The organism is Streptomyces sp. CC0208 (genome assembly GCF_003443735.1).
In the GTDB taxonomy this organism is placed as follows: domain Bacteria; phylum Actinomycetota; class Actinomycetes; order Streptomycetales; family Streptomycetaceae; genus Streptomyces; species Streptomyces sviceus.
In genome coordinates this window covers 1,036,378-1,058,537 of the sequence record NZ_CP031969.1, presented here as the reverse complement: position 1 = coordinate 1,058,537, position 22,160 = coordinate 1,036,378, and the positions used below count along the sequence as shown (strand labels likewise).

The window sequence follows — 22,160 nt, the reverse complement described above, 5'->3', positions numbered from 1 at the left end:
GCGGGCGCGAACCTGCCCACTCCAAGGAGATTTCAGCAATGACGCAGTCAGGCGCGCCCGCCCCTGCCCGTTCGACCCTTGTGATCACCGCGCATGCCGGGGACTTCGTGTGGCGGGCGGGCGGCGCCATCGCCCTGGCCGCCTCCCGGGGCGAGAAGGTCACCGTCGCCTGTCTGACCTTCGGCGAGCGCGGGGAGTCCGCGAAGGCCTGGCGCGAGGGCAGGAAGCTCGACGAGATCAAGGCGATACGCCGGGACGAGGCCGAGCGCGCCGCCGCCACTCTCGGCGCCGAGGTCCGTTTCTTCGACGCAGGCGACTACCCGCTGGTCACCACCGCCGAGTTGACCGACCGACTCGTCGAGGTCTACCGGGCCACCCAGCCCGACGTCGTGCTCACCCACCCGGTCGAGGACCCGTACAACGGCGACCACCCGGCCGCGAACCGCCTGGCGCTTCAGGCCCGGATCCTCGCGCAGGCCATCGGCTATCCGGGCGAGGGCGAGATCATCGGCGCCCCGCCGGTCTTCTACTTCGAGCCCCACCAGCCCGAGATGAGCGGCTTCAGGCCCGAGGTCCTCCTCGACATCACCGAGGTCTGGGAGACCAAGCGCAAGGCCATGGAGTGCCTCGGCGCCCAGCAGCACCTGTGGGACTACTACACCGACCTCGCCGTACGCCGGGGCGTCCAGCTGAAGCGCAACGCGGGCCCGAACCTGGGGCTGGCCCACAGGACCATGGCCGAGGCGTACATGCGCCCCTACCCGCAGATCGCGAAGGAGCTGGCGTGAGCGGCGTGATCGTCACCAACCCGCCGAAGGCGGACCTGAAGGACGTCGACGCGCTCGCGCGGTACGGCGTGGCCACCGTCAGCGAGGCGATGGGCCGAACGGGCTTGCTGGGCCCGGCAATTCGCCCCGTCCAGCAGGGCGTACGGGTCGCGGGCACCGCGGTCACCGTGCTGAGCTGGCCCGGCGACAACCTCATGATCCACGCGGCCGTGGAGCAGTGCGGCGCGGGCGACATCCTCGTCGTCACCACCACCTCCCCGTGCACGGACGGCCTGTTCGGCGAGCTGTTCGCGACCGCTCTGCAGCGGCGCGGGGTGCGCGGGGTCGTCACCAACACCGGCATCCGGGACACCCAGGAGCTGCGCGAGATGGGATTCGCCGCCTGGTCCCGCGCGGTCTCCTCGCAGGGCACCGTCAAGGCCACCGGCGGCTCGGTCAACGTGCCCATCGCCATCGACGGGCAGGTGATCAACCCGGGCGACGTGATCCTCGCCGACGACGACGGTGTCGTGGTCGTCCCGCGTGCGCGCGTGGCCGCGACGGTGGAGAGGTCCGAGGCCCGCGAGGCCAAGGAGGCCGCCACCCGGGCCGCCTTCCTCGACGGCCAACTGGGCCTGGATCGCTACGGGTTGCGCGAGACGCTGAAGAACCTCGGCGTCGAGTACCAGTCCTACGAGGAGTACACGGGGGAGCGGCCGTGACCCCGCTGCCCGAGGAGGTGCCCTGCATGCTGATGCGGGGCGGCACTTCCAAGGGCGCCTACTTCCTCGCCGACGACCTGCCCGCCGAACCCGCCCTGCGCGACGATCTGTTGCTGCGCATCATGGGCAGTCCTGACGAGCGGCAGATCGACGGCCTGGGGGGCGCTCACCCGCTCACCAGCAAGGTCGCCGTGATCTCGCCGTCCGCCGACCCCGAAGCCGATGTCGACTACCTGTTCCTCCAAGTCGTGGTCGACCGGCCCGAGGTGAGCGACCGTCAGAACTGCGGCAACATCCTCGCCGGCGTCGGCCCGTTCGCCGTGGAGCGCGGACTCGTCCCGGCGGGGGAGCGGCGGACCTCCGTCCGGATCCGCATGGTCAACTCCGGCGACCGTGCCACGGCGACCTTCCCGACCCCCGGTGGCCGTGTGGACTACACGGGGGACGCGCAGATCTCGGGCGTGCCCGGGACAGCGGCGCCCGTGGTGATCGAGTTCCCGCCGGGCGCCGGGGAGTTGCTCCCCACCGGCAACGCCGTCGACGTCATCGACGGCGTCGAGGTGACCTGCGTGGACAACGGCATGCCGACCGTCCTCATCCCGGCGACCTCCCTCAAGGTCACCGGCTACGAGCCGCCCCGGGACCTGGAGGAGGACGTGGCCCTGGCGGATCGCCTGCGCACCATCCGTCTGGCGGCCGGTCGTCTGATGGGTCTCGGTGACGTGTCCGACGCCACCGTGCCCAAGCTCACGCTGCTCGCCCCGCCGCGCGCCGGCGGCGCGGTCACCACCCGCACCTTCATCCCCGTGCGCTGCCACACCTCCATCGGCGTCCTGGGCGCGGCGAGCGTGGCGGCGGGCCTGCGGATCGACGGGAGCGTGGGCACGGGAATCGCGGCGATCGACCCGAGAAGCGACCGCGTGCGCATAGAACACCCCACCGGATTCCTGGACATCGAGAGCAGTCTGACCACCACTCCCGACGGCCGACCCTCGGCCCGCCGTACCGCCGTGGTCCGCACGGCCCGCAAGATCTTCGACGGCGCCGTCTTCCCCCGGGCCGCCGACCGACCCACAGGAGGTCAGTGATGACTCCGCCGCTCGGCGACATCGCCCACATCGGCCACACCCAGCTGTTCACCCCGGACCTGGACGCCAGCGTCGCCTTCTTCACCGACTTCCTGGGCCTCACCGTCAACGGCCAGGACGGCGACACGGTGTACTTGCGGACCTACGACGACTACGAGCACCACAGCCTGGTCCTCACCGCCCGCGAGCAGCCCGGGCTCGGCAGGCTCGCCCTGCGCACCTCCAGCGAGGAGGCACTTCACCGCCGTATCAAGGCAGTTGAGGAGTCCGGTGGCACCGGCACCTGGGTCGAGGACGAACCCGGTCTCGGCAAGCTCTACGTCACCACCGACCCGGACGGCCACGAACACGCCCTCTACTGGGAGAGCGAGCACTACCGGGCCCCCGACGATCTGAAACCCGCGCTGAAGAACCAGCCGCAGGCCAAGCCCAACAGGGGAGTGGGCGTACGGCGGTTGGACCACATCAACTTCCTCGCGGCCGACGTGCTCGCCAACGCCGAGTTCCAGCAGAACGTGCTCGGCGCCCGGCCCACCGAGCAGATCCGGCTGGACAGCGGGAAGATCGCGGCGCGCTGGCTGACGTACACGAACAAGTCGTACGACGTCGTCTACACCTCGGACTGGACCGGCAGCGAGGGGCGGCTGCACCACATCGCCTTCGCGACCGACACCCGCGAGGACGTCCTGCGCGCGGCCGATCTCGCCATCGACACCGGCGTGTTCATCGAGACCGGCCCGCACAAGCACGCCATCCAGCAGACGTTCTTCCTGTACGTCTACGAGCCCGGCGGCAACCGTATCGAGCTGTGCAACCCGCTCACCCGGCTGGTGCTGGCGCCCGACTGGCCGCTCGTCACCTGGACCGAGGAGGAGCGGAAGAAGGGCCAGGCCTGGGGTCTGAAGACCATCGAGTCGTTCCATACACACGGGACGCCGCCGGTGGCCTGAGCTGCGGTGTTCCGAGCCACGTAGGTCCCGCTTGCCGTTGGTGCTGCCCCACCTGCTGGAGACCAGGACCTTCGGCCTCACCGTCGGCTGGCGTGCCGCGTTCTGGGTCTGCGTCCTCCCACTGCTCTTCGCCCCGGTGCTGGCGAAGCTGCTGCCGGAGTCGCTGAGCTTCCTGGTAGCCAAGGGCCGCGGCGAGGAGGCCATGGCCCTTGCCGAGCGCTACGACGTCGAGGTGCCCGCCGCGAGTACCGGCGGCGCCGGGGACCGCTGGACCAACCTGGCGAACCTCTTCCGCGGGAACGAGTGGATCCAGACGCTGCTCTACTGGGTGGCCTCGTTCGGCGGTCTGCTCCTCGTCTACGGCGTCGCCACCTGGCTGCCCACCCTGATGCGGGCCGAGGGCTACGAACTGGGCTCCGCCCTGTCCTTCGTGGTCGCTTCAACCTCGGCGGCATCGTGGGCATGCTGGTCGCGGGCCGGGCCCCCGACCGCTTCGGCGCCCCGCGCATCTCGGCGCTCTGGTTCACGCTGACCGCCGCGGGCGTCTTCCTGCTCAGCGTCCAGACGATGATCTACGCCACGGTCTCGATCCGCTCCGACGCCGACAACCGCGCCACGGCCGTCGGCTGGACCTCGGGCATGGGTCGCTTCGGCGCCGTCTTCGGCCCGTGGCTCGGCGGCCAGTTGCTCGCCTCGGGCAACGGCGACTGGGGCTTCACGGCCTTCGCCGTCGCCGGCCTGTCGTCCATGGTCTTCATCGGCATGGCACCGGCTCCTGAAAATGATTTGAGCGACGCGGCGCCTCGTTGCTAGTTTCCACGTGGACCGTGAAGTCGCCGTAGGGAGGTGAGCCCCGTGAACGCAGTTACCCGTGGGTGCTCCCTCAACCCGTCACGGTCCGGCGGCTGACGTTCGGTGTCGCCAGGAGCGCCTGAGATCGATGCACTCCTGGAAGGACACTCCGATGGATACGAAGCCTTTCACATCCGGCCTGGGCGAGAACGCGGTGATGATCACGCGCGTCGCGGACAGGCAATGGCACGCACTGGAAGACGACCTGGTGGTCGGCCGGGGGCATGCGCAACACCGGCCCGACGGACGCCTGTTCGTCAGCATCGACGCCTGGCACGAGAGCACCTTCGACCTGCTCGCCGAGGCGATGGTGGCGGAACTGCCGGCGCCGCTCCACACGGTGGTCGACGAAGCCGACGCGGAGCTGACGGCCGGCTGGCGGCGGGCAGGGTTCACGGTCCGGCGGCGCGAGTGGGAGTACGCCGTGCCGACCGACCCGCGGGTCACCGGGCTCGAAGCGGTGCTGCCGCCGTCGGGCGTGACGATCGTGCCCGCCGGTCAGGCGGACGAGAGTCTGCTGCGGGCGGTGGACCGGGCGATCCGCGACGAAGTCGAGGCGGGCGTCGGGTGGCAGTCGATGCCCGCGGAGGTGATCGCGCTGCCCGATGGCGACACCGTCGTCGACCCGTCGAAGTACGCGGTGGCCGCGGCACCGGACCATTACCTGGGTCTGATCCGGGTGGTGACGGCGATCCGGCCGCGCATCGGGCTGCTCGCGGTCCGCAGTGGCGAGCAGCGCCGCGGCATCGCTCGGGCGTTGCTGGCCCACGCGCTCGGGACGCTGCACCGTTCCGGGTGCGCCGCGGCCTGGACCGAGGTCCAGGAGTCCAACCGAGCGGCGTCGGCGCTGTTCGAGGGCATCGGCGCCCGGCCGATGAGCAGCAACCTGGAGCTGGTGCGATGACGAGGAACAAGAACGTCATCGAAGTCGAGGGCAAGGTCGTCGAGTGCCTGCGCAGCGCCATGTTCACCGTGGAGCTCGAGAACGGCCACCAGGTGCTCGCGCACATCAGCGGGAAGATCCGCAAGAACTACATCAAGATCATGCTGGAGGACCGGGTGCTGGTGGAACTCCCTCCGTACGACCTGACGCGCGGCCGGATCGTGTTCCGGTACCGGAACTAGCGGCGGTCGGCGCCTTTGGCGGCAGCTGATCCTGCTGCGGATCAGCGTGACGCCCGCACCCCGTCCAGCGCGATCGACAACACCCGGTCGCGCTGGGCGTCGTCGTCGAAGGCCGTCGCGGTGATCCCCGCGACCATCCGCAGCAGATCCACGAAGTCCATGTCCCGCCGCACCCGGCCCGCCTCCTGCGCCCGCGCGAACAACGGCCCGCCCGCCGCGTACATCGAGTCCCGGCAGGCCGTGAAGATCTCCGACTCGTCGTTGAGCGCCTCGCGGACCGCCCGCTTGGTCACCATGTAGCCGGCGAACCGGTCGAGCCAGGCCGTGAGCGCCTCCCAGGGCTCCTGATCCGCGACCTCCTGGGCGACTCGTACGAGGGTGTTCACCTCGTCCGCGTAGACGCTCTCGAAGAGATGGCGGCGGGTGGGGAAGTTCCGGTACAGCGTGCCGATGCCCACGCCCGCGCGCCGCGCGATGTCCTCCAGGGACGCCTCCGCGCCATGCTCCGCGAACGCCTCGCGGGCGGCGGCCAGCAGGGCGTCGTAGTTGCGGGCGGCGTCCTTCCGGTGCGGTCTGCGGGACGCGACGATCTCGGTGACGGGGAACGACGGGGCGGTCACGGCTGCCTCCCGAGGCTGAAACGGAGGTGCACCTCCGGTACAGGTTGAAGCGGAGGGGTGCCTCCGCTAGAGCGGAGGTGTGCCTCCACTTTATCAGTCGAGGCGCGTCCACCGTCCTTTCCGCGACCGCTTCCCACCAGGCTCCGGCCGCACTCAGTGTTCGGAGAGGCTCTTCATGCCCCGCAAGTCCACCCGTCTCACCTTCGCCGTCCTCGCGGCCGGTGCGGGCGTGTTCTCCATGCTGCAGTCGCTGATCGCGCCGGCCCTGCCGACCGTCCAGCACGCGCTGCACACCTCGCAGTCCACCGTGACCTGGGTGATGACCGCGTATCTGCTGTCCGCCTCGGTCTTCACCCCGATCCTCGGCCGGGTCGGCGACCTGATCGGCAAGAAGCGCACACTCGTCGCCGTCCTCGTGACCGTGGCCGTCGGCTGTCTCCTGGCCGCCCTCGCGCCGAGCATCGGTGTCCTGATCGTCGCCCGGGTCGTGCAGGGCGTCGGCGGTGCCCTGTTCCCGCTCTCCTTCGGCATCATCCGGGACGAGTTCGCCGCGTCCGAGGTGAGCGGCTCCATCAGCAACCTGTCCGCCGTGATCGCCGCCGGCGGTGGCGTCGGCATCGTCGCCGCGGGCCCCATCGTGACCGCGCTCGACTACCGCTGGCTGTTCTGGATCCCGGTCGCCATCGTGATCGCCGCGACGCTGATCGCCGTACGGTATGTGCCCGAGTCGCCCCACAGGGCGCAGGGGAACGTCAACTGGCCGGGCGCGGTCCTGCTGTCCGCGTGGCTGGTCGCGCTGCTGCTGCCGCTCAGCCAGGCGGGCAAGTGGGGGTGGGGTTCGGTCCGGGTGCTCGGCCTGTTCGCCGCGGCCGTGGTGCTGTTCGCGCTGTGGCTGTACTCCGAGGCCCGCTCCCGCACCCCGCTGATCGACCTGAAGGTGATGCGCCTGCCCGCCGTCTGGACCACCAACACCGCCGCGCTGCTCTTCGGCGCCGGGATGTACTCGATCTGGTCCTTCCTGCCGGGCTTCGTGCAGACACCGTCGTCGGCCGGGTACGGCTTCGGCGCGAGCGTCACCGCGGCCGGGCTGCTCATGCTGCCGATGCTGGTGGCGATGTTCTGCTCCGGTGTGCTCAGCGGCCGTCTGGAGCCGGTCGTCGGCGCCAAGTCCCTTTTGGTGACCGGTGCCGCGCTGGGCGCGCTGGCCTGCGGTTTTCTCGCCCTCTGGCACGACGAGCAGTGGCAGATCGCCGTGGTCGCGGGCCTGTTCGGCCTGGGTATCGGACTTGCCTTCGCCTCCATGGCCAACCTGATCGTGGGCAGCGTCCCGGCCGACCAGACCGGCGCCGCGACCGGTATGAACGCCAACATCCGCACCATCGGCGGCTCCATCGGCGCGGCGGTGACCAGCGTCCTGGTCACCGGTCACCTCCAGCCCTCGGGGCTGCCCCACGAGTCCGGCTACACGCACGGCTTCTCGCTGCTGGCGATGCTGTGTCTGGCGGCGGCGCTGGCCGCGCTGCTGGTTCCGGTACGGCGGACCGTGCGCCGCGCCGTCCGGGACACCGCGGAGGTCCGCGAAACCGTGGCCACCCGGGGCTGACCTCCCGCCCGTCGGTCCGGCCGCGGGCGTGCGGTAGGGTTTAGCTGCGCGATCACGGAACACCCGTGGCAATCGCGGCCGGGACGTGGCGCAGCTTGGTAGCGCACTTGACTGGGGGTCAAGGGGTCGCAGGTTCAAATCCTGTCGTCCCGACAGTTCGATGGACTGTCATCGCAGGTCAGGGCCTTGTTTCACTTCGGTGGAGCGAGGCCCTTGATCGTTTCCAGGGCGCCCGCTCAGGACGAACGGCGCCTGGTCGTTCCACAGCTCTCACGTCACGTTCAGTCATAAATCTCATCTGGTTCTTCGTACAGTTCAGGGCCGTACAAGAACCAGGCGCGCCACGATCTTGGCGCCGTAATTCCCCTTGCCACAGACCAAGAGCCGTCATGCCAGGGAGGAACGCGACGAGGGCTAAGAAAGCGCCGGCTGGCCGGCCTGCCAAGCGCGTAAATCACAACCGCTGCGAGGACGGGTGCGGGCGGCTTTGGTTTTTGCGTCTGCTCGGGCATGCCCGGGACGCTACTCATCGGCGCTCGGGAGGGGTCCCGAAACGGCAGGTCCCCACGGCTCCCGGTTCACATCCTGTCGGGTGAATATCCGGAAAGCGTGAAAGGCTGAGTGAGTCGAAGCGCTGCCCATGACCTGACGAGACCTGGTGGTGAGCGCCGTGGTCACAGGTGACAGGAAGACCGCGGTTCCGGCCGCAGAGCGGGTGGATCCGCTCGGGGACCCGTTCTTGCGTACGCGATTCGCGGTGCCGTCGCGGCCCGCCACGTTCCTGCCCCGCCGGCGCCTGACCCAGCACCTGGCAGAGGGCCTCCGGACGCCGTTGACCATGGTCAACGGTTCGGCCGGCGCGGGAAAGACCCTGTTGGTCGCCGACTGGACCGCGAGCCTCGACCGGCCCGTCGCCTGGCTCACCGTCGAGGCGGAGAAGCAGCGCCCCGGCACGTTCTGGGCGTACTTCCTCCAGGCTCTCAGCGCCTCCGGCACTGAGCTGTCCGACCGGGTCCACTGCCCGGCGGACCCGAACCGGATCAGCCGCAAGGTGCTGTCGGAGATCGCCGAGGACCTGGTCGGACGCGACCCGGCCCCCATCGTCGTGCTCGACGAGTTCGACCGGGTGAGCGCGTCCGAGGTGGCGGAGCAACTGGAGTTCGTGCTGCAGCACGCCGGTTCCGGGCTGCGTCTGATCCTCGTCACCCGCAACGAACCGATGCTCTCCCTGCACCGGTACCGAGCCGCCGGAACCCTGACGGAGATCCGTGACGCCGAGCTCGCCCTGAACCCCGAGGAGGCCGCGGCGCTCCTGGAACTGCACGGACTCAGCCTGCCCGCAGACGCGGTGCGCTCCCTGGTGGAGCGCACCCGCGGCTGGGCCGCCGGTCTGCGGCTGTGCGCCCTGGCCGCGCAGGAGAGCCCGGACCCGGAGAGGTACCTCAAGGAGTTCGAAGCCGACCACAGCACGGTCGCCGACTTCCTGCTGGCGGAGGTGCTCAGACGCCAGCCGCCGGCGACGCAGGACCTGCTGCTGCGCGTCAGCGTCCTGGACCGTTTCTGTCCCGACCTGGTGAACCGGCTGACCCACCGCACCGATGCCGCACTCATCCTGGCCGAACTGCATCGTGACAACGCCTTCGTCGAACAGCTGGGACAGGGGTGGTACCGCCTCCACCCGTTGTTCGGGGAGATACTCCAGACCCACCTCCGGGTGCGCCACCCCGGTCTCGAACCCGATCTGCACCGGTCGGCGGCCCAGTGGATGCGGCGCCGCGGCGCCCTCCCGGAGGCCCTCGCCCACGGAGCCGCCGCCGACGACTGGGGCTTCACCGCCGCCGCCGTCGTCGACGACCTCGCCATCGGGCAGTTCTTCACCGATCTGCGCTCCGACGACCTGAACGAGCTGTTCTCCCGGATGGGGCCCGAGGCCACGGGCCCCGCGACCGAGCTCGTCCGGGCGGCTCGCGATCTCGCCCACAGTGACCTCGACCGGGGTGTGGCCCACCTGCACCACGTCGAGACCTGGCTGTCGGCCGCACCGGAAGATCCGGCGGCGGCCCAGCTGAGCTGGGCCTTCCTGGAGGCGGTGGCCGCCAGGCTGGCCGGTTCTCCCGCACGGGCCGAACAGGCCGCCGAAGCCGCCGACGAGGTACGGCCGGAGGTCCCCCCGCACCTCCTGGACAAACACCCCGAACTGTCCGCCCTGCTGCTGACCCATCTGGGCTCCACGCGTCTGTGGGCCGGGCACTACGAGGACGCGCGGGCCGCGTTGTCCGAGGCGGCCGACTGTCCCGGCGGGATCCTGACGGTGCTGCCCCGGGAGGAGTCGATGGGCCACCTGGCATTGCTCGACTACCTGGACGGCTGGCCCGGCAGGGCCGAGCACCAGGCCCTCGCGGCGATGACCGAGACAGAGCGGTTCAGCCTTCCGCAGCCCTCCGGTTCCGGAATCGAACGGCTGGTGCTGGCCGCCGTCGCGGTCGACCGCCACGAACTGGGTCGGGCCCAGGCCCTCCTCGACGAGGCCGCCGAGCTCGACCTCGACACCCAGGACCCGGTGAAGGCCGCCGGGCGGGCGATCGCCACGGCCCGGCTCCACCTGGCACGGGGCAACGCGCGAGCGGCCATGGAGTCGGCGACCCCGGCCCTGACCACCACCGTCACCTCACCCTGGGCGGACAGCCTGGAGCGGCTGGTCACCTCCGCCGTCCACCTGGCCGAGGGGCGAGCCGAGACGGCCGCCGAAGTGCTCAGGCACCTGCCGGACGACCAGCCGGCATGGACGGTGGAAGCCGCACGCATCCAGCTCGCCGCAGGCAGACCGGGCGCCGCGATCGACCTTCTCGACAGCGTGTCCGCCGAGCGCCGGCCAGGGCCCGCGGTGACCGTGCGGGCGGCGCTGGTGAGAGCCCAGGCCGCACAGATGGCGGGTGACACCGAGACAGCCCGCAGGTTCGTCGCCCAGGCCCTTCTCCTCGCCCGCCGCGAACGGCTGCGCCGCCCCTTCCTCGACGCCGGGCGCTGGATCAGGCCTCTGCTGGCCACGGCGCCCCTGCGGTCGCTGGCCGCCGAATGGCTCGTGCCCGGCCCCGTCACCGGCAACGGACCGGGCGCGGCCGGCCCGCGCCCCGCGCCGATCGTCGTGCAGGAACTGAGCGAACGCGAGCGCGACGTCCTGCAACGGCTGGCGCAGATGATGTCGACGGAGGAAATCGCCGTGGACCTCTACCTCTCGGTGAACACGGTGAAGACCCACCTCAAGAGCCTGTACCGGAAGCTGGCCGTGAACCGCCGCAGCGAGGCGGTGCACCGGGCACGGGACATGCGGCTCCTGTGAGCAGACGCCAGGTCGCCCGCGGCGGGTGAGGCGCCGTCCGCCCCGCTGCGCTGACCTGGGAGGAGCGGCCGCCTCCACCGCCGCTCCGAACCGACCTGGCGAGGTGGTCACCATGAGGCGATGGCGCGCACTGATCGTCCTGGGAACAGCTCAGTTCCTGATGGTCCTGGACACCTCGGTCATGAATGTCTCGATCAGCCAGCTGGTCGAGGACTTCGACACCGAGGTCACCACCATCCAGGCCGTCATCACCCTGTACGCGCTGGTCATGGCCGCATTCATGGTCATCGGCGGCAGGCTCGGCGACATCCTGGGGCGTCGCCGCCTCTTCTTCCTCGGACTGATGGTGTACGGCACGGGATCGGCCCTGACCGCGCTGGCCCCCACCGTGTGGGTCCTCGCCCTCGGCTGGTCGGTCATCGAGGGACTCGGCGCGGCCATGGTGCTGCCGGCCATGGCCGCCCTGGTCGCGGAGTCCTATCGCGGGCCGGACCGGGCCGTCGCCTACGGCGTCATCGGCGGCCTCGCCGGCGCGGGGATCGCGGTCGGGCCGCTCCTCGGCGGCTGGGTGACCACCTACCTCACCTGGCGGCTGGTCTTCGCCGGTGAAGTCGTGGTCGTCCTGGCCGTGCTGTGCTGCCGACGGGTGATCACCGAGTCCCGACGCACCGGGCCCCGTCCCCGTCTCGACGGAGTCGGTGCCGCGCTGTCGGCCGTCGGGCTCGGACTGGGCGTGCTCGGTGTGCTGCAGAGCAGCACCTGGGGCTGGGTCTCGCCCCGCAACCCGCCCTTCACCGTCCTGGGGTTCTCGCCGACTCTCTTCGTCGTCGGTGCCGGAGTGGGCGTTCTGGCCCTCTTCGTCCGCTGGGAGCGGCGGCGCGACGCCCAGGGCGCCGACCCCCTCGTGCACCTGCCCCTGCTGGGCCGCCCGGCTCTGCGCTCCGGTCTGATGACCCTGCTGGGCCAGAACCTCATCCTGCTGGGCCTGTTCTTCGTGATCCCGCTGTACCTGCAGGTCGTACAGGGGTTCGACGCGTTCGAGACAGGACTCCGTCTGCTGCCGGTGTCCATCACCATGCTCGTGGCCTCCCTGCTCGCCTCCTCGCTGGGACGGGCCGTCGGACCGCGCACGATCGTCCGGCTGGCGCTCGCCACCCTGGTGGTCGCCGTCGTGTGGCTGCTCGCCACCATCGACCCCGTCATCGACGACGCGCAGTTCGCAGGAGCCATGGCCCTGGTGGGCGTGGGCACCGGCCTGCTCGCCTCGCAGCTGGGCAACGTCGTCCAGTCCAGCGTCGGCGAGGAGGAGCGCAGCGAGGTCGGAGGGCTTCAGTTCACGGCGCAGAACCTGGGCTCCGCGCTGGGCACGGCACTGATCGGGTCGATCCTCCTCGGTGCGCTGGCGCACGCCTTCACCGCACAGGTCGAGGACGATCCACGGCTGTCCGAGTCGGCCCGCACGCAGACCGGTGTGGCCCTCGAGTCCGGAATCTCCTTCGTCACCACCGACCAGGTGCGCTCGGCGGCGGCGGACGCGGGACTGCCGCCCTCCGATGTCGATGCCGTCGCGGACTCCTACGCCTCCGCGCAGCTCGACGGTCTCAAGGCGGCGATCCTCGCCACCGGTGGCGTCGCACTGGCCAGTTTCCTGGTCACACCGAACCTCCCGGGCGGTGGGAGAAGCCGTACCGGAGCCCGGGGAAAGACCGCGGCGCCGGCTCCGTCGGCCGGACCGACGCGCTGACCCACAGGGAGCACCGATGTCCACGACCGACCCCCCGACGGTTCGCGGGACCGACAGCGAGCGCCGGGCCCGCGCCGACTACACCGGCGGCGTCTACGGATCCATGCTCGCGGCCTCCGTGGTGATCGGCGCCGGCACGCTGGGTTCGTTCCCGCGCCTGGAACTGGTGGTGCTGTTGCTGGTCACCGGTGTGGCGTTCTGGATCGCCCATGTGCACGCCCAGCTGTTCGGCGCGCGGCTGGCACAGCAACCGCTCGACCGCCATGTTGTTTTCCACGCGTGCCGTGAGGAGTGGCCGATCGTCAAGGCAGCCGTACCGCCGGCCGTGGCGGTGGCCGTCAGCCCGCTGCTGGGCCTGGACGTGCAGGGTGCCATGTGGCTGGCGCTCTCCGTCGCGGTGGCCGGGCAGGTGGCGTGGTCCGTGGCCGCGGCCCGTCGTGCTCGCGCCACCTGGCGGCTGGTCGCCGTCACCGCCTCGGTCAACCTTCTGCTCGGCCTGCTGATCATCTCCTTCAAGGTGTTCCTGAAGCACTGACCGGGTCGGCGGAGCCGCCGGACGGCGGATCACCTTCGCAGGGTGAGGCCGCCGGGCCCGCGCCGAGGGGACCATCGCAGAACAGGGCACAGACCGCCTTCCCGGCAGCCCGCGGGAGTACAGCCCATGCGCTATGAGATCCGCGTCGACGGACACATGTCGGACATCCTGGCCGAAGCCTTTCCCGAGCTGGAACACGTGGTCATGTCCGGGCAGACCGTCCTGTTCGGCTCCGTCGTCGACGAGGCGCAGTTGTTCGGCCTGCTGGCCCGCTGCCAGTCGCTGGGCCTGCACGTGGTGGAGATGCGGCGGATGCCCGACGACTGAGCGGGCGTCACCGGTGCTCAGCGGGCGTGGGCCCAGGCCAACCTGGATCACCCGTGATGGGTGACCCGTCCGAGGGCGGTGCGCGGGACGCTGGGCCGCGTGAGGGCCTCCGTAGCGCCCGGCGCGGCACGGAGACCACCCGTCCGACGGGGCGAGGAGGAGCCATGACCGTGCCGCGTGGATCGGCACCGCCCACCGCACCGGAGCGCGATCCCTACGGCGGCGCCTCCGACCGCACGGTCGGCGGAGCGGACGTACTGGGGCGGCTCGGCCGTTCCTGGACCTGGATCCTGGGTTCCGCGATCGCCACACTCGTGCCGGGCGTCCTCGTACTGGTCTGGCCGGACGAGACCCTGCACGTTCTCGCCGTCCTCATCGGCCTGTACCTGCTCGTGACCGGAGCCTTCCGGTTCGTGGCCGTCTTCGCCCGGGGCACGTCCGGCGAACGACTCCCCGGTCTGCTCACCGCCGTGCTCTACGTCCTCGCCGGGGTGCTGTGTCTGCGCAATCCGCTCCAGACCATCGCCGCGCTCTCCCTGATCGTCGGAGTGGTCTGGCTGGTGTCCGGGATTCTCACCCTCTACACGGCGATCGCCACCGAGGACCTGCCGCACCGCGCCTTCGTGGTGGGCGTGGCGGTGATCGGCATCGTCGCCGGGATCGTGGTGCTGGCCCTGCCGGCCGAGTCGGCCCGTGCACTGACCCGGCTGCTCGGCCTGTGGCTCGTCCTGCTGGGCCTGTTCGAGCTCGTGCTCGCCCTCGCCTGGCGGGCCGCGCTGCGCAGGTCGGGCCTCACGGACCGCCAGGAGGCACCGGCGGACGTCTGAGACGGAGCCCGGTACCGCACAGCCCGCCTCCTGCGGGGCCGCGCTCCGATCGCCGACCCGGCAGGGGTGCCCACTCACCCGCGCCGGGTGAAGCGCCCGTTTCCTGCCGTGGGCACGCTGAGGACGGCACAGACAGGCGGCCGGGCGAAGGCCCCGGACCAAGGAGAGTGACATGAGTGCGTCCACGTATCTCGCGTACGACTATCCGCTGCTGAGCGTCTTCTGGTCCATGCTGTGGTTCTTCCTGTGGATCATGTGGTTCGTCCTGCTCTTCCGCGTCGTCGTCGACATCTTCCGAGACGACGCCATGAGCGGCTGGGCCAAGGCCGGCTGGCTGGTGTTCACGATCGTCCTGCCCTTCCTGGGCGTCTTCGTCTATGTCATCGCCCGCGGCAAGAACATGGGCCGCCGGGAGGTCGCCCAGGCGCGGGCACAGCAGCAGGCCTTCGACTCGTACATCCGTGAGACCGCCAAGGACGGCGGCGGCACCACCAGCGTGGACGAACTCGCCAGGCTCTCGGAGATCCGGGCCAAGGGCGACATCACGGACGCGGAGTTCGCCCGCGCGAAGGAGCTGGTCCTGAGCGGCCACGGCTCGGGGACATCCGCCGACGTCGCCGCCACCTCCCGGCGCTGAGCACGCCGGCCGATCGAAACGAGGAGTGAGGATGACCGCCACACACACCGCACAACGGTCCACGGCCAAGCAGGGCTGGGCCTCCGGGACGATGGTCTTCGCGGCCGTCATGCTGATGCTCGCCGGAGTGCTCGACATCTTCCGGGGCATCATGGCCATCGCCGAGGACGACGTCTTCGTCACGACACGCAACTACGTCTTCCAGTTCGACCTGACCAGCTGGGGCTGGATCCACCTCGTCCTGGGAGCGATCGGCGTGCTCGTGAGCCTCGGGCTCTTCCGCGCGGCGACCTGGGCGCGGGTGGCCGGGGTGGCCATCGCCGGACTCGTCATCATCGAGAACTTCCTCGACCTGCCGTACTACCCGGTGTGGTCGGTCGTGATGATCGCGTTCTCCGGATTCGTCATCTGGGCCCTGTGCGTGGTCCGGCGTGACGACTCCTTCGCTCCGTTCTGACCGTGGTGGTCGACGGTTTCGGCCGACGGATCGGGCCGGGTGCACCGCACCCGGCCCGATGCCGTACGGAAGCCGCTCGCAGCGGTCAGACCTCCTGGCGCACCAGCCCGTCATAGGCGTCGCCGAGCCTGCTCGCGACCTGTTCGACACCGAGGGCGTCGAGGCCCCGCTGCCCGGACACCGCGGCCCTGGCAGCCGCGCGGGCGGTGGCGAAGAGGGCCCAGGAGTCGGCCGTGTAGTCGGCGCGGTCCGGGGAGCCCACCGCGTCCAGAGCGGCCCGGACCGGTGCGGTGTCGACCCGCCCGTCCACGTCGCCCGAGATCGCGGTGAAGGCGTCGAGGACGAGCTTCCCTGACTTCAGTGTGAACGTCACCGTGTGCCTGCCGTCGGGCAGGCCGCGGACCGAGTACGTCGCCTGGCGCTTGTCGGTGGCGGTGGTCCGCGCGTTCCGGGCGACGGGCCGGCCGTCCACCACGACGTCGAGGACGGCACTCGCGTCGTTGCCGCCGATGACGTCGACGCCCGTGCCACGGAACGGCACGGTCACGGTCGCGCCGGCGGTGGTGCTGGTCGACGTCGACCGGTACCAGTTCATCGCGTCGCCGAGGGAGGCGTTCCGGCTCCAGGTGCCGTCGTAGGCGACCGAGCTGTCCATGTTGTCGGTCAGCGTGGTGGCGTACGGGGTGTATCCGGCGACCTTCTCGACCTTCAGGTCGTCGAACGCGGTCCGGTGGAAGTCGGTGCCGAGCTTGACGCGCCCCTCGCTCACGGGCGTCGGGTCCTGGTAGGTGGCGACGGCCTGGCCGTCGACGTACGCGGTGACGGTCGCGCCCTTGGCCTCGACGGCGAGACGGTAGCCGGCGGACGCGGTGACCGTTCCGGTCCGGAGCGCGGTGCCGTACCGGTAGAAGGTCCAGTTCCCGGCCGGCCCGATCCCGACGCTGTACGCCGCGTCGGTCGCCGCCATGCCCTTCTGCTGGCGTACGCCCAGGGTGGCGAGGCCGCCCTGCGGGTCGGGGAAGGAGACGTCGACCGAGGCCCGGTAGTTCTCCCAACGGAAGTCGCCGACCGTGGTGTTGGGGGTGTTCCGGTTCCAGGCGCCGGTGTCCTTCATGGACTGGTCCAGGTACTGGTACAGCGCGTTGCCGCCGTCGGCGTCCTTGCCGACCTCCCACGCGCCGGTCTGGTCGACCAGGTAACGGGGCTGGTTGCCACGGGACTCGAGATACGACTGGGACACCTTGCGGGCCCCGTTGCCGGTGCCGACCTGGACCCGGCCCTCCTCCTCGTACCCGAAGTCGTCGGCGTACAGGACGGAGTCGCGGGTGTCGTGCCGCTTGCCGGACGCGTCGGTGTCGAGCACGGTGCGGGCCGTCGGCTGGGGCAGGCGCTGTCGCGTCGCCTTGTCGCGGCTGCGGTCGAGCGTGGTGAACGTGACGATCGAGCGCGGCTTCACCGTGTAGGTGTAGAAGCCGTCGCCGTCGGGGCGGAGTTCGGCGGCGAGATGCTTGAAGTTCGCGTCGTAGGCCTGGCCGGGGTCCGCCGCGCGGGTCTCCCAGACCTCCATGGCGGGATCGTCGCCCAGGTCCATGTGCTCGGCCTTGATCCGGTACGTCTTCGTGCGGTCGCTGTCGTTGACGGCGATCGTGGAGAAGTCCTTCTTCCGCGGGTCGGCGAGTGTCAGGTAGCTGGGCGCGCCGTTCGAGCCGTCGACGTTCTCGGTCCCGCTCACCCCGCTGTAGCTCGCCTCCGGCACGGTGCGCCAGATGCCGGCCGTGTTGGTGTCGTTCTCCCAGCCGGTCCTCGCGAACTGGGTGAAGTGCTGCATCACGTAGACGGCGGCGTCGTAGTGGATGCTCCCGGACCACGGGTCGCGGGCGCTGACCAGTTCCTTGTGGCTGTACTGGGCGCCCTCGTAGAAGGCCCCGACGGCCGGCTGGAAGATGTAGTGGGTGCGCTTGGAGTTGGCGTAGCTCTTCACGGAGCGGTTGGCGATGTCGAGCGCGCTCTGCACGCCGCCGATGCCGGTGCTCGCGCCGCCCGGACCCTCGGTGTTGTTGACCCGGTAGTCCGTCCAGCCGAACGAACCGACGCCCTCGCTGTACCAGACCTCCTTGTCCTGGCCGTGGGCGTTGTCACCGGTCGCCAGCTTCGAGTACGGCCGGTAGGTGGCGCTGTCGGGGGTGCCGTCGAGCCGGTCCTCGGTGGTGTAGTGGTAGCCCACCGCGTCGACCGCGCCGAAGAGTTCGGTGTCCGTGAGCATCGCGGGACCGATGTCCTTCGTGGTGTTCTCGTCCGAGGCGACGATCTTGATGCCGTGGTAGGCGCGGGCGGCCGCCTCCTGCTGACGAGGCGTCAGGCCGTATCGGGGGTCGGCGAATTCGGTGTCGTTGACCAGTGCGTTCTTGTACCACTTGACGAAGGAGATGTCGGGTTTCGTGGTCTCGTTGGTGTCCGGGTCGACGTAGTCGACCATGTACCCGTACTTCTGGTACGCGTCGAGGATCGTCTCCTTGTACCACTTGTACATCTCGTCGGTGCCGGTGCCCTTGTTCCACTCGGTCTGGACCCACTGGGGCATGACCCAGCGCAGGATCGAGACCTTGAGCCCCGGGTTCACCGTCTTGGCGTCGGCGGCCAGCTGGAAGCCGGGGGAGCGGGACGCGTCGGCGAGTTCGTCCGCCGTGCGCATGGTCGCGGGATCGGAACCGGTCGACGTGTTCGTGTCCGAACCCATCTCGATCTTGACGTGGTTGATCAGCGGGTTCCTCCCGCCGAACAGGACCCTGACGAGCTGCCAGTAACGGCCGGGGTGCTCCGCCTTGTAGTCCATCAGCAGATTGCTCGTGCTGTTGCAGCTGAGCAGACCGAGGCCCTTGTAGGTCAGGCCGTTCACGTTGTCGGCGCGTACGTCACTCCCGTCGACCACGATCTGCACGGGATCGTCCGCGGAGTGGGCGGCGGGAGCCGCGGTCACTCCTGCCGCCAGTGCCATGGTGGTCGCCGCGGCGAGCGAGGCCCACCCGAATCTTCGCTGCATACCCATTCGGGGGACCGTAGGTGGCAAGCGCTTTCTGCGTCAATCCCCTTGCGTCACTTGAGATTTGACGCTTCCCGAGGGCGTGACCTGCCGAAAAACGCGTGGACCGCGAGGCCGCCGTCGCGGGACACTGCCGAACTCGGACCGCTACTCCCCATACACACAGGGTTAGGATGCAGACGCCTGAGCTAGAGAAAGTCACACCGCGCAAGGGCGCGGTGCTCCTCGCACTTCGGTACTACGGAAGGGAGTTGGCCCGGCTTCGGTGGCTGACCCTGCCCGCCATGCTGCTGTCCGCCCTGGGCAGCACCGGCATCAACTACATCGCGCCGCTGATCGTCGCGAAGCTCGCCGGCGACATCGCCGACGGCGACGAGTTCACCGTCGGTTCGGCGCTGCCGTACGTCCTCGGCTTCGCCGGTGTCCTGCTGCTCGCCGAAGCGCTGTGGCGGGTCGCCCTGCACTGTCTGAACCGTCTCGACGCGCTCGGCATCGAGCACCTGTACGTGATCGGGATGGACGAACTGTTCGCCAAGGACGCCGCGTTCTTCCACGACAACTTCGCCGGATCGCTGACCAAGCGCGCCCTGAGCTTCGCCACCCGTTTCGAGCCGTTCGTCGACACCCTGGCGTTCCAGATCGTAGGCAGTCTCGTGCCGCTGCTGTTCGGCTCGGTGGTGCTCTGGCGCTACGAACCGCTGCTCGTCGTGGGGCTGTTGGTCATGATCGCGGTCACGGCGCTGTGCGCGGCGCCGCTCATCCGGCGCCGCCAGAGGCTCGTCGCCGAGCGCGAGGCGGCGGTCGCCCGGGTGGCCGGGCACGTCGCCGACAGTCTGATGAACATGGACACGGTCCGGGCCTTCGGTGCCGAGGAACGCGAGGCCGCCGAACACCGCTCCCGTGTCGCGGCCTCACGCCGGCTCACGCTCAGGTCCTGGGACTACGGCAACCTGCGCATCGACACCTTCGTCGCGCCGATGTCCGTGCTGACCAACGCCCTGGGGCTGCTGCTCGCGGTCGCCCTCGGCGGGGGTGAGCACGGGGTCGAAGCGGTCGTGGTCGCCTTCACCTACTACGCCAACGCGACCCGGATCATGTTCGAGTTCAACCAGATCTACCGTCGCCTGGAGAGCTCGATGACGGAGGCGGCGCAGTTCACCGAACTGCTGCTGACCCCGCCGACCGTGCTCGACCCGCCGTCCCCGGAGCCGCTGCTGCCCGGGGCCGCCGATGTCCGCTTCGAGCAGGTGAGCTTCGCCCACGCGGGCGCGGAGTTGCTCTTCGAGGGACTCGATCTGTTCGTGCCCGGCGGGACGAAGGTGGGACTGGTCGGCCGGTCGGGCGGCGGCAAGACCACGCTGACCCGGCTGCTGCTGCGGATGCAGGACATCGACGGCGGCCGGATCCTGATCGGCGGACAGGACATCAGCAGACTGCGCCAGACCGACCTGCGCAGTCTGATGGCCTACGTCCCCCAGGATCCGGCCATGTTCCACCGCACCCTGCGCGACAACATCGCCTTCGCCCGGCCGGACGCCACCGAGGCCGAGATCCGCCGTGCGGCCGAGGCGGCCCACGTCACGGAGTTCGCCGACGCGCTGCCGCAGGGTTTCGACACCCTCGTGGGCGAGCGCGGTGTCAAACTGTCCGGCGGACAGCGTCAGCGCGTGGCCCTCGCCCGGGCGATCCTGCGGGACGCGCCGATCCTGCTGCTCGACGAGGCGACCAGTGCGCTGGACTCGGAGAGCGAGATCCTGGTCCAGGAGGCGCTGTGGCGGCTCATGGAGGGACGGACGGCGCTCGTGGTGGCGCACCGGCTGAGCACGGTCGCGGGCATGGACCAGCTCGTCGTCCTCGACCGCGGACGGATCGTCGAACAGGGCAGCCACCAGGAACTGCTCGCCCTGGACGGCCCGTACGCGAAGCTGTGGCACCACCAGTCGGGCGGGTTCCTCGAAGACGACCCCGTGGAGGCCGAGTTGCACTGACCGGGGGCTCAGGCCGGGCGGTTCGGCCGAGGGGAGCGGGGCGGGTCGGGTACGGGGCCCCCGGGTCGTCGTACCCGAACAGCCTGCCGCGGAGCGGGACCGCCCGCCTCCCGCTACAGGGGTGCCGGGGAGGACGCACCCGGGATCAGCAGACGCGGCTTGCCCGTGCCGTCGGCCGGGACGCTCCACAGGTCGCTGGTGCCGACCTTGCCGTCGGCGGGGAGGGCGTAGGCGACGGTCTCGTTGTCGAGCCAGGTGGCCTGGTCGTCGACGCTGTGACGTTCGGCGAGCGCGGTCTCCTTGCGGGTGCGCAGGTCGAGGACGTACTCGTGCCAGAGGGCGGTGCGGGACAACACCCGCTTCTTGAAGGCCACTCGGGTTCCGTCGGGGGAGAGTGAGGGGCACTCCACGTTCTCGACCAGAGTGGTGACCTTGCGGTCGGAGAGCGAACCTCGGACCAGATAGGTCTTGTTGGCGGTGTTGAGGGTGGCGTAGAAGGTGTCGTCGTCCGAAGCGAAGGTGACACCCCAGAAGTTGACGTCCGAGGCCCGGTAGGACCTGCCGTCCAGGAGGATGGAGAAGTCCTCCAGACTGGGCGTCAGCTTCATGGTCCGGGTGTCGAGGACCGAGGTCCGGGTCGAGAAGAAGGCCGACGAGTACGACTCCCCGGAGACGAAGACGGTCCAGGCGACGAAGCGCCCGCTGGGGGAGACCCGGGCCCTGCTGGGGGTGCCGGCGAGCGCGTAGGTGTGCCGGGTGCGCAGGTCGGCGTCCAGGAGCAGGGCGCGGTTGCTCTGCTTGAGGACACCGGGGTTCGACTGGAGACAGATACCGGTGCCGGCGGCCGCGTAGAAGCGCGCGCACTTCAGTTCCGAGGCGGTGCGCCCGCCCTTCGGATCGGCGGACGGGACCGAGGCGACTGCGGTGCGGTGCGGGCCCGCGGCCGCGTTGACGAAGGTGAGTCGGTTCTTCTGGTCGAGCGTCAGCTTGCCCGTACTGACGGCGGGGCCGCCGGAGCGGGGCTTGTTCGCCTGGTCCGCGCGGTCGGCGGCGTGCAGCACCAGACCCGTGCCCACGCCCGCGAGCAGCAGGACCGCCGTGAGCAGAACGAGCAGGCGGCGGCGTAGCGGTGTCATGTGGTTCCTCGGTGTGGCGGTGGTGGTCATCGGGGCGGCTGGATGGGCGGGGCGGTGGTGGTGATCCGAGGCCTGGACCGTCGGGACGGTGGCGGTCGTCGAGGGCTCGGATTGTCAGGACGGCGGCGTCAGGGTGGAGTTGGCGGTGGTTCGTATCCGCGGACCGTTGGGGGCCGGGACGGTGGCAACGGTTCGGATCCCCGGACCGTCGGAGCGGTGGCGGTCACGGCGGTCCGGGGCCAGTGAGGCCGTGGCAGTCGTCGACGTCTCGGCCTCGCTGGGGCTGTGGCCGTGGTCGAGGTTCCCGGCGTTCGGGGCTGTGGCCGTGGTCGAGGTTCCCGGCTTTCGGGGCTGTGGCCGTCGTCGAGGCCCCCGGCCTTCGGGGCCGTGGCCGTCGTCGAG

General features: G+C 70.3%; 18 protein-coding genes, 1 tRNA gene and 1 pseudogene. 17 read left to right on the top strand and 3 right to left on the bottom strand.

The window, feature by feature from the left end; translation table 11 throughout:
• Positions 1–38 precede the first annotated feature (38 nt).
• The 7 genes and pseudogenes from D1369_RS04880 (at position 39) to infA (ending at position 5,504) form a co-directional block, all read left to right on the top strand.
• Positions 39–788, top strand: coding sequence for a PIG-L deacetylase family protein (locus D1369_RS04880; RefSeq protein WP_007386260.1), 750 nt, complete (start codon positions 39–41; stop codon positions 786–788).
• The gene (locus D1369_RS04875) at positions 785–1,489 is read left to right on the top strand and encodes a 4-carboxy-4-hydroxy-2-oxoadipate aldolase/oxaloacetate decarboxylase (RefSeq protein ID WP_007386261.1); all 705 of its coding nucleotides are present in this window, start codon (positions 785–787) and stop codon (positions 1,487–1,489) included. The genes D1369_RS04880 and D1369_RS04875 overlap by 4 nt, the downstream gene beginning before the upstream one ends.
• On the top strand, positions 1,486–2,577 hold the full coding sequence (locus D1369_RS04870) for a 4-oxalomesaconate tautomerase (RefSeq protein ID WP_240436050.1): 1,092 nt from the start codon (positions 1,486–1,488) through the stop codon (positions 2,575–2,577). The genes D1369_RS04875 and D1369_RS04870 overlap by 4 nt, the downstream gene beginning before the upstream one ends.
• Positions 2,577–3,527 carry a catechol 2,3-dioxygenase gene (locus D1369_RS04865; RefSeq protein ID WP_037902148.1) on the top strand — a complete coding sequence of 317 codons (951 nt, stop codon included), beginning with the start codon at positions 2,577–2,579 and terminating at the stop codon, positions 3,525–3,527. The genes D1369_RS04870 and D1369_RS04865 overlap by 1 nt, the downstream gene beginning before the upstream one ends.
• Before the next feature lie 82 nt (positions 3,528–3,609).
• Positions 3,610–4,340 (top strand): annotated as a pseudogene (locus D1369_RS04860) (MFS transporter); the annotation flags it as partial.
• 151 nt (positions 4,341–4,491) lie between these two features.
• Positions 4,492–5,283: a GNAT family N-acetyltransferase gene (locus tag D1369_RS04855; protein WP_007386265.1), complete on the top strand. Its 792-nt coding sequence runs from the start codon at positions 4,492–4,494 to the stop codon at positions 5,281–5,283.
• Complete coding sequence (gene infA / locus D1369_RS04850) at positions 5,280–5,504, top strand: translation initiation factor IF-1 (protein WP_007386266.1); 225 nt, start codon at positions 5,280–5,282, stop codon at positions 5,502–5,504. Before D1369_RS04855 ends, infA begins: the two co-directional genes overlap by 4 nt.
• A gap of 41 nt (positions 5,505–5,545) precedes the next feature.
• On the opposite strand, the gene D1369_RS04845 is transcribed toward infA, so the two are convergent.
• The gene (locus tag D1369_RS04845; protein ID WP_007386267.1) at positions 5,546–6,124 is read right to left on the bottom strand and encodes a TetR/AcrR family transcriptional regulator; all 579 of its coding nucleotides are present in this window, start codon (positions 6,122–6,124) and stop codon (positions 5,546–5,548) included.
• Between the two features lie 175 nt (positions 6,125–6,299).
• Here D1369_RS04845 and D1369_RS04840 point away from each other — a divergent pair, with 175 nt between their 5' ends.
• The 9 genes from D1369_RS04840 (at position 6,300) to D1369_RS04800 (ending at position 15,594) form a co-directional block, all read left to right on the top strand.
• The gene (locus D1369_RS04840; protein WP_037902150.1) at positions 6,300–7,727 is read left to right on the top strand and encodes an MFS transporter; all 1,428 of its coding nucleotides are present in this window, start codon (positions 6,300–6,302) and stop codon (positions 7,725–7,727) included.
• Between the two features lie 79 nt (positions 7,728–7,806).
• Positions 7,807–7,880, top strand: a tRNA-Pro gene (locus tag D1369_RS04835).
• Positions 7,881–8,382: 502 nt separating this feature from the next.
• A complete protein-coding gene (locus D1369_RS04830; RefSeq protein ID WP_007386269.1) occupies positions 8,383–11,067 on the top strand; it encodes a LuxR C-terminal-related transcriptional regulator in 2,685 nt (894 codons plus the stop codon).
• A gap of 112 nt (positions 11,068–11,179) precedes the next feature.
• The gene (locus D1369_RS04825) at positions 11,180–12,811 is read left to right on the top strand and encodes an MFS transporter (protein ID WP_037903920.1); all 1,632 of its coding nucleotides are present in this window, start codon (positions 11,180–11,182) and stop codon (positions 12,809–12,811) included.
• 16 nt (positions 12,812–12,827) lie between these two features.
• Positions 12,828–13,346: a hypothetical protein gene (locus D1369_RS04820; RefSeq protein ID WP_007386271.1), complete on the top strand. Its 519-nt coding sequence runs from the start codon at positions 12,828–12,830 to the stop codon at positions 13,344–13,346.
• A gap of 126 nt (positions 13,347–13,472) precedes the next feature.
• A complete protein-coding gene (locus D1369_RS04815; protein WP_007386272.1) occupies positions 13,473–13,673 on the top strand; it encodes a hypothetical protein in 201 nt (66 codons plus the stop codon).
• Between the two features lie 164 nt (positions 13,674–13,837).
• A complete protein-coding gene (locus D1369_RS04810; protein ID WP_007386273.1) occupies positions 13,838–14,500 on the top strand; it encodes a DUF308 domain-containing protein in 663 nt (220 codons plus the stop codon).
• A 172-nt stretch (positions 14,501–14,672) separates the two neighbouring features.
• A complete protein-coding gene (locus D1369_RS04805) occupies positions 14,673–15,137 on the top strand; it encodes an SHOCT domain-containing protein (protein WP_007386274.1) in 465 nt (154 codons plus the stop codon).
• Positions 15,138–15,168: 31 nt separating this feature from the next.
• Positions 15,169–15,594 carry a hypothetical protein gene (locus D1369_RS04800; RefSeq protein WP_037902152.1) on the top strand — a complete coding sequence of 142 codons (426 nt, stop codon included), beginning with the start codon at positions 15,169–15,171 and terminating at the stop codon, positions 15,592–15,594.
• A gap of 85 nt (positions 15,595–15,679) precedes the next feature.
• Here the strand turns inward: D1369_RS04800 and D1369_RS04795 are convergent, their stop codons facing one another.
• Positions 15,680–18,640 carry a GH59 galactosidase gene (locus tag D1369_RS04795; protein WP_237557696.1) on the bottom strand — a complete coding sequence of 987 codons (2,961 nt, stop codon included), beginning with the start codon at positions 18,638–18,640 and terminating at the stop codon, positions 15,680–15,682.
• A gap of 167 nt (positions 18,641–18,807) precedes the next feature.
• Here D1369_RS04795 and D1369_RS04790 point away from each other — a divergent pair, with 167 nt between their 5' ends.
• Complete coding sequence (locus tag D1369_RS04790) at positions 18,808–20,622, top strand: ABC transporter ATP-binding protein (RefSeq protein ID WP_082319502.1); 1,815 nt, start codon at positions 18,808–18,810, stop codon at positions 20,620–20,622.
• 113 nt (positions 20,623–20,735) lie between these two features.
• On the opposite strand, the gene D1369_RS04785 is transcribed toward D1369_RS04790, so the two are convergent.
• Positions 20,736–21,758, bottom strand: a complete 1,023-nt coding sequence (locus D1369_RS04785; RefSeq protein WP_037902157.1) for a hypothetical protein — start codon at positions 21,756–21,758, stop codon at positions 20,736–20,738.
• Between the last annotated feature and the right edge of the window lie 402 nt (positions 21,759–22,160).

Bases quoted from the DNA above. Each gene is read 5' to 3' on its own strand.
- D1369_RS04785 (WP_037902157.1), bottom strand. From the start codon at position 21,758: ATGACACCGCTACGCCGCCGCCTGCTCGTTCTGCTCACGGCGGTCCTG.
- D1369_RS04790 (WP_082319502.1), top strand. From the start codon at position 18,808: ATGCAGACGCCTGAGCTAGAGAAAGTCACACCGCGCAAGGGCGCGGTG.
- D1369_RS04855 (WP_007386265.1), top strand. From the start codon at position 4,492: ATGGATACGAAGCCTTTCACATCCGGCCTGGGCGAGAACGCGGTGATG.
- D1369_RS04800 (WP_037902152.1), top strand. From the start codon at position 15,169: ATGACCGCCACACACACCGCACAACGGTCCACGGCCAAGCAGGGCTGG.
- D1369_RS04820 (WP_007386271.1), top strand. From the start codon at position 12,828: ATGTCCACGACCGACCCCCCGACGGTTCGCGGGACCGACAGCGAGCGC.
- D1369_RS04810 (WP_007386273.1), top strand. From the start codon at position 13,838: ATGACCGTGCCGCGTGGATCGGCACCGCCCACCGCACCGGAGCGCGAT.
- D1369_RS04840 (WP_037902150.1), top strand. From the start codon at position 6,300: ATGCCCCGCAAGTCCACCCGTCTCACCTTCGCCGTCCTCGCGGCCGGT.
- D1369_RS04880 (WP_007386260.1), top strand. From the start codon at position 39: ATGACGCAGTCAGGCGCGCCCGCCCCTGCCCGTTCGACCCTTGTGATC.
- D1369_RS04825 (WP_037903920.1), top strand. From the start codon at position 11,180: ATGAGGCGATGGCGCGCACTGATCGTCCTGGGAACAGCTCAGTTCCTG.
- D1369_RS04815 (WP_007386272.1), top strand. From the start codon at position 13,473: ATGCGCTATGAGATCCGCGTCGACGGACACATGTCGGACATCCTGGCC.
- D1369_RS04805 (WP_007386274.1), top strand. From the start codon at position 14,673: ATGAGTGCGTCCACGTATCTCGCGTACGACTATCCGCTGCTGAGCGTC.
- D1369_RS04865 (WP_037902148.1), top strand. From the start codon at position 2,577: ATGACTCCGCCGCTCGGCGACATCGCCCACATCGGCCACACCCAGCTG.
- D1369_RS04795 (WP_237557696.1), bottom strand. From the start codon at position 18,640: ATGGGTATGCAGCGAAGATTCGGGTGGGCCTCGCTCGCCGCGGCGACC.
- infA (WP_007386266.1), top strand. From the start codon at position 5,280: ATGACGAGGAACAAGAACGTCATCGAAGTCGAGGGCAAGGTCGTCGAG.